Genomic DNA, 12,075 nt, shown 5'->3' with positions numbered 1-12,075 from the left:
GGATCGGGATATTTCTCGCTCCCGTCTTGATCTTGTATGGGGCCTTTTTTCTGTATCCTTTGTTTTTCATCAGTATAACCAGCTTGATGGAATGGACCGGCATATCAAAAGCTCAGTTTGTAGGTTTTGCAAACTACAAAAAGCTTTTTTCCGACAGCACCTTTACCTTGGGAATTCGGAACAACTTTATCTGGGCCTTTGCTTCCGGTTTTATCCAAATACCCCTGGCTACCCTGGTAGCCCTTATATTAGCCCGCAAGCCTCCCCTGTGGAAATTCCTGCGGACCCTCTACTTTCTTCCCAATGTTATATCAGCGGTGGCCCTGGCCATGCTCTGGAAGGCTATTTATAATCCCACCTATGGGCTTTTAAATGGGCTCCTTGCACTGGTGGGCATGAAGGGCCACAACTGGCTCGGGGACACCGCCACCGCCCTGACTGCCGTAATCGCCCAGTCGGTCCTTTATATCGGCTACTTTATGATCATCATCCTGGCGGCGATCAGCAATATTCCAGACAGCCTCTATGAAGCCGCCGAGATTGACGGCGCTTCGGTGATTCAGCAAACCTTCAGGATTACCCTCCCTACGATTACCGGGACCCTGGTGACCAGCATCACCCTGGCTATGGCCTATGGTATGCGCCATTTCGAGGCCACCTTCCTTATGACCGGCGGCGGCCCAGCCTATGCCACCACCACCATGGGCATACAGCTCTACAATAAAATGGATGCCTTCCGGTATGGGGAGGCAAGCGCCATCGGAGCCATACTGATATTGCTTGGGACCGTTCTTATTGTACTGATCCGTTCCCTGCTTTCTAAAAATGATCCCATGGCGGAGGCTGCCCAATGAAAGCGAATTCACTACAGCAGATAAACACAATGAAACAGCGCCCCCTTCAGCGGATTATAGCTCTTGCGGGTACCATCGGCGTTATAACCGTCCTTGCATTCTTTTTCCTCATTGCAGCCTTTCCGCTCGTCTGGCTTTTTATTTCTTCATTAAAAACCAACCTGGAATTGCAAGTCTCTCCCTTTACCTTACCCAAGGTTTTACAGTGGACTAACTATGAAAACGCCCTTAAGCTGGCAAACCTACCATCCCTGTTTCTCCATTCAATCTACGTTGCTTTTGGTGCGGTGCTATTAAACCTCCTTGTAACAAGCATGGCCGGCTTTGTCCTTGCAAGAGAACAATTCCGGGGCAGGGAACTGATATATACCCTGCTCACCGCCGGGGTTTTGGTGCCTATTATTTCCTTTATGGTTCCCTATTTTACCCTCATTACCCGCCTTAAGCTCTATGACCGCCTCCTCGCCCTCATCATCGTCTATGGGTCCATCAATATACCCGTATCGATATTCCTGGTAACTGCTTTTATGCGATCCATTCCAAAGGAAATGGAAGAAGCGGCGGTCATCGATGGTTGTTCATTTCTTCAGCGCTATACAAAAATTGTACTGCCCCTGGCTCAGACGGGGCTCGTTACGGCGGGAACCTTCTGCTTTATCTATGCCTGGAATGAGTTTATTATGGCCCTTCTGCTCACAAGCTCTTCCGCCAGCCGTACCCTGCAGTTGGGTATCCGCTTTTTTACCAGCCAATTCGTGACGGATTATACCTCCATGTATGCCGCCATTATGATATCGATCATTCCCAGCATTGCCCTGTATACGATGCTTCATAACCGGATCATTTCCGGGCTGACCGCCGGTGCGGTCAAAGGATAGGATGAACATGAAACAACATATTACCCTCGGTGTGGTCTGCCTGGCACGGAAGACCTATGACTGGAAAACCGCAGGGGAAATCTGGAAAAAGCTCCGGCAGGACCTGTCTCAACTGGAACAGGTAACCCTCGTTACTCCGGAAGATCTGGTTATCGAAGTAGAGGAAGCGGAAAAGGCTGCGGAACTGCTCGCAGAAAAACGGGTTGATGCGGTGGCCATTATTTCCGGCACCTTTCATCTGGGGCATCTGGCACTGGTGATTGCAAAACAGGTGAAAAAGCCCATACTGCTCTGGGCCCTGCCGGAACTGCCCTATGATGGTGGAAAAATCCGGCTCAATTCAGTGTGCGGGGCCAATTTGAATGCCTCGAACCTGTACAAGGGTGGTATCCGGAATTACCGAGTGGTGGTTCGGCCCGACATGGACCAGGACTGGCTCGATGCAATCCGGGTCAGGATAGCCCTTTCGACCGCCCGGGTCGGGATTATCGGGTACCGGGCCCACGGTTTCTTTAACCTGAGCACCGCCGACCTGGCTCTCTATAATCAGCTTGGCGTGCTGGTGGACCATTTTGAATTGGATGAGGTATTTAGTTACCCGGTGCCTGACTCAGAGGTAGCCCGCCGTAAGGAACAGCTGCAACAGGTCTTTGATGTTTCTGGAATTACCGGTGACCAGCTTGATAAGGTGGCAGCCCTCTCGGCTAAGCTGGATGCCTTTTTGACTGCCAAGCGGCTGACAGCTCTGGCTATCCGGTGCTGGCCCGAATTTGCCGCCACCTATGGCATCAGTCCCTGTGCCGCCATGAGCCTCCTCCAGGCGGAGGACCGGATCCTGGCCTGCGAGGGGGATGTGGAAGGAGCTCTCTCCATGCTGGCCCACCGGGCGGTTGGGGCTGAAACTCCCTTCCTGTTCGATTTTTCCCAGATCGATCTGGAACAGAACTTTGCCCTGTTCTGGCACTGCGGTGTGGCCCCCTGCAACCTCTGGGATGGCCGCTGTGTCCGGTCCTTGGATACCTATTTTGCCGGCGGCAAGGGCGTTACTGCGGACTTTGTACTAAAAAGCGGTGACCTTTCAATCCTCCGGCTCGATTCCTGCGATGGCAAGTTCCGGCTCCTTCTGGATACCGCCAGAGCTGTACCCATGGACAAGCTCCTTAAAGGCACCTATATGAAGGTTGTGTTCGAACGGAAGGTTGAAGATGTACTCGCAACAGTGGTAAATAACGGCATCGCCCATCATGCCTCGGTGGTGTATGGCACCTATGTTAAACCCTTTGAAATCCTGGCTCACATAGAAGGTTGGGAGATTGTAAAATAAAAAATAAAGCAAAGGGCATTTGCTATTTTTATTGATGAATTAATTCGCCTTTATATGAGACGCCTCTAAAATGCTTATGGAGTTATGAGAGGCGCCTTTTAATATCCTTTCTGTCTATTTCTTCCCTGTAATCCTTTTCAGTGATGCTTCCTCTGGTTCGGTACAGGGGGAAGCCTGGCCTGATCGGGCTGCTTCCAGGGTTTTTCTCATTAAAGCAAAGGTTTTAGGCGTAATGGGGTACAGAATGGCCAGTATAGTGCCAAGTCCGATAAAAAGGAGGGGACCAAAGACGAAAATGTACCGAATCCCCTGGATTGCTGAGGCTGACTGCTGGGTTGCCCCGGCACTGTACCCGATAGCCTGCAATAAAACGCCAAAAAACCAGAGGGTTACTGCCTGGACCAGTTTCCTGCAGAGCGTAAATACCCCAGCCACACTGCCTGCCCGTTCAATATGGTTGGTAAGCTCATCCGCATCGGAGGATTCGGGCAGCATTGCCCAGGGCATGGCCACCACAGGAGACAGTCCCAGGCCGAGCAAGGCCGAGGAGGCGAGAATCAATATGGTGGGACTTGCAGGAGTCAGGGTGATAAAAAAGATTGCCACCAGGAAGACAATCCCCGCGCCGATGGCATAGGATCTTCCCTTGCCGATACGATTTGCGATGGTGATGTGCAGGGGCAGGGAAAGGAGTTGGAAAATCAGTATGGAGCCGAGACAGAGGGTATAAATATTCCCCCGGCCAATATAGTAGGTCACAAAATACACAAAGGATGCGGACAAAATATCCAGGGCAGTGTAGCCCAGAAGGTACATCCCGATGTGAAGTCTGAAGGAACGGCAGGAAATGAGACTTCGGAGATCCTTAAAGGATTGTATAAGCCCCGCATTATGCTGAGCCTTTCGGGCTGTTGGAATATCCTCTTCCCAGGTTCCCAGGAATACAATAATCCAGGGCAGGGCATAGAGGAGTCCAAAGATGAGGCCTACCATGAAAAAGCCCTGGGAGGGGTTGTCCCGGTATACATTTTTAACAAGGAAGCCCGGTATAGTCCCTGCTATGAGGGCTGAGAGCTGAGAAAATAACATCCGGGCACCGGACAGCCGGGCCCGTTCCCGATAGTCGCCGCTCATTTCGGTGGGCAGGGACGAGTAGGGGACCATAACAATCGTGTAGACCGTACAGAACAGAACGTAGCTGAAGAGGTAATAGAAAAAGGTTGCCAGTTGGTTTTCAAAGCGCAGGGTGAGCCAGAGCATCCAAAAGCTTAAGAACACAGGAATAATACTGACTAAAAAGTAAACCCTGCGGCGGCCGAAGCGGGACTTGGTGCGATCCGAAATGAGCCCCATGAGGGGGTCTGAAATGGCATCCCAGGCTTTGCCAACCAATACAACCAGCCCTGCGAGCAGGGGCGAAAGGCCCACCACATCGGTAAGAAAATAGATAAACAGGGTCGAAATAATTAAAAAGGACCCGCCGCCGTAGATGTCTCCCATACCATAGGATATCAGAGCTCCGATCCCAAGCCGTTTTTTCTGTTCTGCCATAGAGAGTCTCCTTTAGATATTTACCTATATTGCACCACTATGTTTTTACCCCGAATACCGGGATAGGCACCTTTTTGCATAAGCGGTTTTCGTTCAGGGTGGGCTAAAAGCCACTTATTTTTCATAAAAAGGCATTGAGCTTCGGTTCCCGGTGTTCGCTGTTCCAGGATTGTTTCAGAGAGGGGGGTATTGGTGCCCCGGGGGAGGATGATGAGGCTTTTAAAGCCCCCATCCTGTACACGGCAGGGCGAAAAATGGAGCGTTCTAGGATATAATTCTATGGCGTCTCCCTTTTTTAGATACAGGCCAATCACCTGGCTTGAATCATACTGCCAGTCGGGATCTATATCTTCCCATTTTCCCAGAAGCAAGACCTGGTCTGTCAAGGCGATTAATACTTCCGGCGATTTATGATATTCAAGACCGTTAAGGCTCATATTGGGCCCTACCACAAAACCAACCTGTATGGAAATTGCTCCGAATATCTGGTCATAGAGCTCCTTGCCCGGCAGGGCCTCCAGTTCAGGAACTGATGCTACATATTGGTTTTCTTCGAGCCCGTCGGGAACAAGAGGGTTGGCTTGTTCAAGGATGGCCCCCATATGGGGGTGCTTAAAAGTTCTGCCGAATGGGGCAAAGTGGTCGTCTTCTGCAGTAATAAAGTTAAGTCCAGGATTCAGTGTTCGTAGGGTTTCGATAGTCATTTTGTGGTTCCTTATTTGGATATATCCTGTACCGTAATCGCATCGGTCTTGCTTACGGGCCGGCTGGGATACAGGGCTTCACAGGTTGTAAGAGCTTCCCGGAAGAGGGCTTCCCATGCAGTACCGGCGCGATAAAAGACCGGTGGCTCCCCCAGATACGCCCGCACGGTACAGCTCATACCCGCCGGTCCGGGGCTGTGAAAGGTTTCGCCGCTCCAGAGATGACACCATATCCCCGGAGGCAGGTGAAGTTTTCGTTCATTCCTTGCCGGCTCTAACACAGGGGCCACCAGGAGGTCGGGACCTAACAGGTACTGGTCCTTGATATGCCAGGCTTCCGAATCCTCTTCATAATGCAGGAATAGGGGCCTCATAACCGGGATACCCCTTTCAGCGTTTTCTACTACCAGGGTCCTAAGGTAGGGCAACAATGCACGATGCAGATGCCCCATCCGAGCCAGGTGGGCCAGGGTCTCTTGATCTGAGTCGAATTGCCAGTTGTCCCGGGGTCTGTTTCCCTCATGGCCCCGCATGACCGGAGTTAAAGATGCCAGTTCGGCCCAGCGCATAAAGAGTTCCTTGGTGCGCTTCATACCGAAGAGGGTTGTATACCCGCCGATGTCACTATGGTGGAGTCCATGACCGGACATGGCCAGGGACAGGGCCGCCGGAATAATCGACGGAAGCCCGTCATCCTCGGACCAGTCCACATTCTGGTCCCCTGCCCACATGAGGGGGCACCATTTCTGCGAACCGGGCCCGCCGGCCCGCATAAAATACACAATTTGTCCCTGTTTTTCAGGGTGGTCCTGATACCACTCCTGGACCGCCTCATAGTTACAGCGGGCCCAGAGGGCAGGCCACTCATTATGGGCCAGCTCTGCTGAACGGCCCGAATAGAGCACCGTATCGGTGGGCAGGTACTCGCCAAAGTCAACCATCCAGCCGGATAACCCGAAATCAAGCAAGTTGTGTTTAATAACCCCTTTGAACCACCGGAATGCTTCGGGATTCGTAAGGTCCACTATTCCTGCATAAAATTCGCCGAAATCCACCAGGTACGTGCGGCCCTCCCCATTTTTTGCCAGGTACCCCTGCGGTTCGGCTTCCTGAAACAGGGAATGGTCCTGCAAAACATAGGGATTAATGTACCCTAGGAACCGGACCCCATCCCGATTCCAGGTTTTTATGGCCCGGTCCAAACCTGGATACCGTTCCTGGTCCCAGACCCAATTCCAGCGCAGTCGCTGGCCGAAACTGGTTATCCGGATTCCCTCCCAGTCCTGGGCCCAGATCCCAACCACAGGAACGTGAGCCTTTCGGGCCACGGCAAGTTTATGCTCGCAGGTTTCGGTTCCCCCCTGAACGCCGAGGATTACCCCCTCCATCACCCAATCGGGAAGCATACCCTGGCGGCCAAAGTAGGCCGATTGATCCTGAATGGTTTCGACCATGCTAGGTTTAAGTCCGAATACAAAACGGGAAGGCAGGTCCCAGAAATACAATTCATGGTGATCAGGAGCAGAAAAATCAAAGACCGAATAGGCAGGACAGTCCGCATAGCACCACAGATGCCGGGAACTTACAAAGCTTGTTTGGGGGAAAAAGGTCCAGTAATAGTCACCGCCGGCCCCTTCAGCCACATCGGCAAGCCAGGTAACATAGCTTTTCTTGTTTCTCCCTACACCCTGTTCGCTGGTCCACAGGGGAAAGGCTCTGCCGCGGAGGTTCAAGTAGCTAAACTGTTCGCCGCAGCCATAGACCTGTTCATTGGTTTGGGCTGAAAAATGGAAGCGCCACCGATTGGGCTTATATTGTGGGGCTTGGCCGGTTTCTGTCTCGGTTGTACAGGAAAGCTCAAGCCGATCAGACACCACAGCCGCCTGGAGGATCAGGTTGTAATGACTTTTTCTGCCATGATAAATTGAACAGCCCTGGCTAAAGCGAATTACCAGACGGTTTGGCTCAGACTCGAGCAAATCCCAATCCTGCAAACCTACTAGCTCTTTAAGCCGTTCAGAAATATGAAAATTACCCCGGAACATACGGTAGTTTCCGGTACCTCTGCCAGCATAGACAAAGGGCTGTTCCGGCGAGTGGGCGAAAATTTCTTCGCCCTTAAAGAGCAGTCTCAGATTTTTCTTATCAGTGATGATGTGCAGGGGCTCTTGGTTTGGGGTCATTGGATACTCCATGATTTACTTACACTAAGTAAGTAAATCATGGTTTCACCGACCCGTCAATCAATTTTTACAGATTTAAAAAGCAGGGCAGGACCAGCGGTCAGTCTCGTTTCAGGCAGGGGAATTTCGTCATAGCGGCCCAGGTTATTCCAGTAGGTATAGCCGAAGTTACCCGCATTCTGTACCCCTAAAAGCTGACGCAGGACATAATCATTGTTGTAATATTTCCGGTCATAGGCCACATTCATGTAAAAGGCCTGCATATAGGGCCGGATAATCACCTGGTTCCGGGCAATAGTCATGGCCCGCAGGGTCCCCAGATAGTAAATACGGTAGGGTCGCAGTTCCGGCGGATTGTTAGCCAAAAAGGTCTGCTCAAAATGGCTCGGATAATACATGGGACAGATGACATCTACGTAGCGGGAAAGAACCTCGACCTCCTGGCCGGTCCGGGCGCCGGTGCGATACCAGCCGTTTGCTCCATAGATATCGATGGATATGGGTGCATCCACATGGCTTCGTACATAACGCAAAAAGGAAAGAATGGCGCTTTCCATATCCATACCCGCATCTCGCCAACGGAAACGGGCCTGGCTCAGGTTAAGGCCATCGGTGGGAAAACGGATATAATCAAACTGAATCTCATCAAAACCCCGCTGGTGCAATTCCTGGGAAATATTGGCAATATAGGCCCAGACCTCTTCCGAGTAGGGGTCCACCCATTTTTCATCATAGTCCGTACGGGTCCCATCGGCATTTTCGTAATAGCCCTGCCAGGGACTGTTCAGAACCGAATCCCAAACCGCGTACTTACCCCCTTCCTTTTTATACAGTTCCGGGTCTTTGAACACCACCACCCGGGCCACCAGATATGCCCCATGGGCCTTCATGGTAGAAACAAACTGCTCTAGATTAATCGGATTAAACACTCTGCCTTTGGCGGTAATTTCAGGATTCTGCGGAGCAAACCGAAGCCGGCCGTAATCATCCTTCATATCAATGACCACCATGTTAAGTTTTTTGCTGTCCAGAATCTGCACATAGCGGTTCAGGGCCTTCTGATCCAGCGCGTGGTTCACCGGCAGGTACAGGCCTTCCCGGTTCAAGGCGGTCTTTAAAAAGGGCTTCCCATTGTTCTGTCCAAAGGGTTCCTGCAGGAGCCATAATTCGGATAGGCTAACCGGTACAGCCCCAGAGCTCTTCCATATTGATGATGGGATAAAGGCGGCGGTCATGAGCCTTTCCGGGATGAGCGCTTCCGCTTTTCGCAGTGCCGCCATCATCTGGTCCGTGGTAGGTATGGCCTTTGCTGATTCTGAATCGGTGTTAGCCGTATCTGGTAAAGAAAAACGAGCCAGATTCCCCTGCTGAATATATAAAAGACTGTTATTCAGCCGTAAAAGCCCATCCTGGGCTTTAAAATCATCCCCACCCTTATACAGCAGGTTAAAAGATTTGGTTTCCCAATTAAGTTCATACAGCCGCTCCCGAAACGTCTGAAGGGCAAAAATGCGAGTTCTTCCGGAACTGGTATCTGCCAGAATATCCGCCACCTCATCGGGGTTTTCTGTCGTCTCATGCAATTCCAGGCCCTGGTTCAAGGGTATCCATTTTTGTGTCCCAGGGGTTTTCGCTGAACCTGAGTTCCCCCCTGCCGGTTCGGTGGACTTTAACGCAAGGGCATAGACTCCATAAATTCCATGGGTTGCAAAAACCACGGGCCCATTCAAATCAGCCACCGCCACCGCCTTTAGCCCATTGGTTTTAGCCGGAGGCATCCCCAGATTCTTCCAGGATATTCCCCCATCCCGGGAAAGAAATACCCCATCTTTGGTAGCCGTAACCAGCATCGTCGGGTCAGAAAGATTATATTCCAGGTCCTTAAGATCCTGTATTTGCTGGATAAATTGTTTTTTCCCCTGAACAATCTCTTTAAGCACCTTTATCGGGAGCCCCTGGTTCCGCTCCTCCCAATTGGTCAGGTCCCGGGAAAACCATATTCCCCGGTCCGTAAGCAGATAGTACCCCTGAGGAGAGGACAGTATTTTTTTTATCAAGCCGCCGGACCACAGCAGAACCGGAGCGTTATTTTCTGAAAGCCGGTACAGCCCCCCAGTGGTACCAAGCAGGAGACTCTGATAGGGTCCGGCTTCCCGGATGATGGTCCCCTTTAGACCTGTTTGGGCCTCTAAGGACAGCACTGAAATAAAACCAAATAGAACGAGAAACTTCCGCATAACCCTACCATATCCTAAAAGAAGCCTTTTGTGTAGCTCGGCGCCTGTACAAAGCCATGCGACCATTTTATACTGAATACCAGAGAGGAGGCCATTGATGGGAGATCGCAAGAAAAGTGTCACGAAGACCATAGGAATTCTTACCTCCGGCGGGGATTGCCCCGGCCTTAACGCCGCCATCCGGGGCGTGTGCCGGGCAGCCTATGACCGCTATAACATGAGCATCATTGGGATCGCTAATGGGTACCGTGGATTGATCGATGGTGACGCTCGACTCCTGAGGCCTGAAGATTTTTCTGGTATTCTAACCCGGGGCGGTACCATTCTTGGAACTAGTAGGGAAAAGCCCTTTAAGTCCCGAAATGGCGAGTATGATGCCGATGTGGGACAGGACAAGGTAGAAGTAATTAAAGAAAATTATAAAAAGTTAAATCTGGACTGTCTTGTGGTCCTGGGCGGAAATGGAACCAATACTACGGGGTATCTGCTTTCCCAGGAAGGACTGAATGTGATCGGTCTCCCCAAAACGATAGATAACGATATTGTCGGCACCGATATGACCTTTGGCTTCCATTCTGCCGTATCAATCGCCACCGAAGCCATCGACCGCCTGCATTCCACCGCCCATAGCCATAACCGGGTCATGGTGATTGAACTTATGGGGCATAAGGCGGGCTGGCTCTCCCTGTATGCAGGGGTCGCTGGCGGCGGGGACATTATCCTTATCCCTGAGATTCCCTATGATATCGATGCCATAGGCCGGCACCTCTTAAAGCGGGCTCGGGACGGCAAGAGCTTCTCCATAGTGGTTGTAGCCGAAGGGGCCCAGTCGGTAGAAGAAGCAAAAATGGATAAGAAGGAACGGAAAAAGTACCGTGAAAAGACCGCAAAGCCTTCCATCGGCTACCGGGTAGCCCGGGAAATTGAAGCAGAAACGGGAATGGAAACCCGGGTTACCGTTTTAGGTTACCTCCAGCGGGGCGGTATACCCAGCGCCTGGGACCGGGTCCTGGCCACCACCTTTGGAACCGCCGCTGCGGAACTCCTTGCCCGGGGTGAATACGGCAAAATGGTCAGCCTTAAGGGTAATGAAGTAGGTTCAGTAGACCTGAGCGAGCCCGCAGGGCGGGTTAAAACGGTTCCCGAAGACCACTACATGATCGACACCGCCCGATCAGTTGGTACCTGTCTGGGTAATGAATAGGATAAAGTAATTGTGGCAACATAAAAACAACAGTTATTAGCAGGTATTAACAGGCCCCTTTGTTGTACTACCCTTAGTCTCTTGCAAGAGGGAAAGACGCGCTGAATTGATATACTGTCATATTTCCAGGCATAGTATCTGAAAGAATAGAACCGCCCACACGGCTAACCAGTCCCTTGATAATACCTTTACCCTCTCCTCCTCTGTTTGCACCAGGTTGGTAGAGAGGTGCTTGTTCGTAAACCGTGTCGACTACGCTGTACCCTGTGGTGATTTCTTCGTAATCAAGTAAAAGCTGTGTTTCCTTTTGTTCAATGTTAAGTTTGATAATAGGAAACATTTCCTGTGAATGTTTTAAGGTATTGGTAATGAGTTCATTTACAATGAGAGCCATCGATGTGGCCATCTCTTTGGAAAGCACAAGGGTTTCATCAATCTCTAATGAAAGTTCGAGACTTCCTCTCCCTTCAATCCAGAGCTGTCGTAAAGTTCGCACTACAGAGATGAAATAGGAAGGGGCAGAGACCATGGCATCGATAGATTGGGTATCCCAAATAGAGCTTAAATGAATAAGGCCCTGGAATCGTTGTTCCAATTGTTCTTTATACTCTGTAGATAATTCCTCTGAAGTACCAATGAGATAGGGGAATATCCCAAGCATAAATTGTAAATTGTTATGAGTGCGATGTCGTAGCTCCCGTAACAGTAATTCCTGTTCTTTTGCATAATTTGCAATCCTTTGTAATAATTCATACTGATACAGACTACGGGAACAGAATTGTATCATTCGCTCGATACTGCAGAGTATACTGGGGCTTGGTTGCCGTTCGAAGACGAGCGATAACATTCCCTGAAATCCATGGCCCTCACCGAAGGAAAACTGAAACCATGATAAGTCAGAAATCTCATCCTTTGCTTCGGTCTCTATGGCTTTTTTTGCTTCCAATCCTCTTGGGCCATAAAGCTGTTCTAAATCCTCGTTATATTGATTTTTATAACGAATGTAGAGGCCTTCAAAGGGTAGTAATTGCCTGATTGCTTGTTCTAGAATGATAAAAATTTGAGCTGGTTTTTCGCAGCTATATAACCTTGCATAGAGCTGCCGTTCAACCGATAGCACATGCAATTCTTCGAACATCG

The 12,075-nt window shown here is 50.6% G+C and carries 9 protein-coding genes; 4 read left to right on the top strand and 5 right to left on the bottom strand.

The annotated features are described in order from the left end of the window. Positions 1 to 86: 86 nt before the first annotated feature. Genes SPICA_RS10525 through SPICA_RS10515 form a run of 3 tightly spaced genes read left to right on the top strand, consistent with a single transcriptional unit; the run spans position 87 to position 3,056 of the window. Complete coding sequence (locus tag SPICA_RS10525) at positions 87 to 854, top strand: carbohydrate ABC transporter permease (RefSeq protein WP_237255854.1); 768 nt, start codon at positions 87 to 89, stop codon at positions 852 to 854. Further along, the gene (locus SPICA_RS10520; protein WP_013969488.1) at positions 851 to 1,732 is read left to right on the top strand and encodes a carbohydrate ABC transporter permease; all 882 of its coding nucleotides are present in this window, start codon (positions 851 to 853) and stop codon (positions 1,730 to 1,732) included. Before SPICA_RS10525 ends, SPICA_RS10520 begins: the two co-directional genes overlap by 4 nt. A 7-nt stretch (positions 1,733 to 1,739) precedes the next feature. Continuing rightward, positions 1,740 to 3,056 carry a fucose isomerase gene (locus SPICA_RS10515; protein ID WP_013969487.1) on the top strand — a complete coding sequence of 439 codons (1,317 nt, stop codon included), beginning with the start codon at positions 1,740 to 1,742 and terminating at the stop codon, positions 3,054 to 3,056. Between the two features lie 114 nt (positions 3,057 to 3,170). On the opposite strand, the gene SPICA_RS10510 is transcribed toward SPICA_RS10515, so the two are convergent. Genes SPICA_RS10510 through SPICA_RS10495 form a run of 4 tightly spaced genes read right to left on the bottom strand, consistent with a single transcriptional unit; the run spans position 3,171 to position 9,731 of the window. Further along, positions 3,171 to 4,607, bottom strand: a complete 1,437-nt coding sequence (locus SPICA_RS10510; protein ID WP_013969486.1) for an MFS transporter — start codon at positions 4,605 to 4,607, stop codon at positions 3,171 to 3,173. 20 nt (positions 4,608 to 4,627) lie between these two features. Beyond that, positions 4,628 to 5,311 carry a DUF4867 family protein gene (locus SPICA_RS10505; RefSeq protein WP_013969485.1) on the bottom strand — a complete coding sequence of 228 codons (684 nt, stop codon included), beginning with the start codon at positions 5,309 to 5,311 and terminating at the stop codon, positions 4,628 to 4,630. Positions 5,312 to 5,322: 11 nt separating this feature from the next. Next, the gene (locus SPICA_RS10500) at positions 5,323 to 7,494 is read right to left on the bottom strand and encodes an alpha-glucosidase (RefSeq protein WP_013969484.1); all 2,172 of its coding nucleotides are present in this window, start codon (positions 7,492 to 7,494) and stop codon (positions 5,323 to 5,325) included. 56 nt (positions 7,495 to 7,550) lie between these two features. Continuing rightward, positions 7,551 to 9,731 (bottom strand): putative glycoside hydrolase, encoded by a 2,181-nt coding sequence (locus SPICA_RS10495; protein ID WP_013969483.1) that lies wholly within the window; start codon positions 9,729 to 9,731, stop codon positions 7,551 to 7,553. Positions 9,732 to 9,828: 97 nt separating this feature from the next. On the opposite strand from SPICA_RS10495, the gene SPICA_RS10490 reads away from it, so the two are divergent. Beyond that, on the top strand, positions 9,829 to 10,935 hold the full coding sequence (locus tag SPICA_RS10490) for a 6-phosphofructokinase (RefSeq protein WP_013969482.1): 1,107 nt from the start codon (positions 9,829 to 9,831) through the stop codon (positions 10,933 to 10,935). 73 nt (positions 10,936 to 11,008) lie between these two features. Here SPICA_RS10490 and SPICA_RS10485 read toward each other — a convergent pair whose 3' ends face one another. Further along, complete coding sequence (locus tag SPICA_RS10485) at positions 11,009 to 12,073, bottom strand: sensor histidine kinase family protein (RefSeq protein WP_013969481.1); 1,065 nt, start codon at positions 12,071 to 12,073, stop codon at positions 11,009 to 11,011. Positions 12,074 to 12,075: the final 2 nt, after the last annotated feature.

The organism is Gracilinema caldarium DSM 7334, from assembly GCF_000219725.1.
GTDB lineage: Bacteria > Spirochaetota > Spirochaetia > Treponematales > Breznakiellaceae > Gracilinema > Gracilinema caldarium.
Note: the sequence above shows the minus strand (reverse complement) of the source record. Positions and strands in the feature narration are given on the sequence as shown.

Bases quoted from the DNA above. Each gene is read 5' to 3' on its own strand.
- SPICA_RS10525 (WP_237255854.1), top strand. From the start codon at position 87: ATGGAATGGACCGGCATATCAAAAGCTCAGTTTGTAGGTTTTGCAAAC.
- SPICA_RS10520 (WP_013969488.1), top strand. From the start codon at position 851: ATGAAAGCGAATTCACTACAGCAGATAAACACAATGAAACAGCGCCCC.
- SPICA_RS10515 (WP_013969487.1), top strand. From the start codon at position 1,740: ATGAAACAACATATTACCCTCGGTGTGGTCTGCCTGGCACGGAAGACC.
- SPICA_RS10510 (WP_013969486.1), bottom strand. From the start codon at position 4,607: ATGGCAGAACAGAAAAAACGGCTTGGGATCGGAGCTCTGATATCCTAT.
- SPICA_RS10505 (WP_013969485.1), bottom strand. From the start codon at position 5,311: ATGACTATCGAAACCCTACGAACACTGAATCCTGGACTTAACTTTATT.
- SPICA_RS10500 (WP_013969484.1), bottom strand. From the start codon at position 7,494: ATGACCCCAAACCAAGAGCCCCTGCACATCATCACTGATAAGAAAAAT.
- SPICA_RS10495 (WP_013969483.1), bottom strand. From the start codon at position 9,731: ATGCGGAAGTTTCTCGTTCTATTTGGTTTTATTTCAGTGCTGTCCTTA.
- SPICA_RS10490 (WP_013969482.1), top strand. From the start codon at position 9,829: ATGGGAGATCGCAAGAAAAGTGTCACGAAGACCATAGGAATTCTTACC.
- SPICA_RS10485 (WP_013969481.1), bottom strand. From the start codon at position 12,073: ATGTTCGAAGAATTGCATGTGCTATCGGTTGAACGGCAGCTCTATGCA.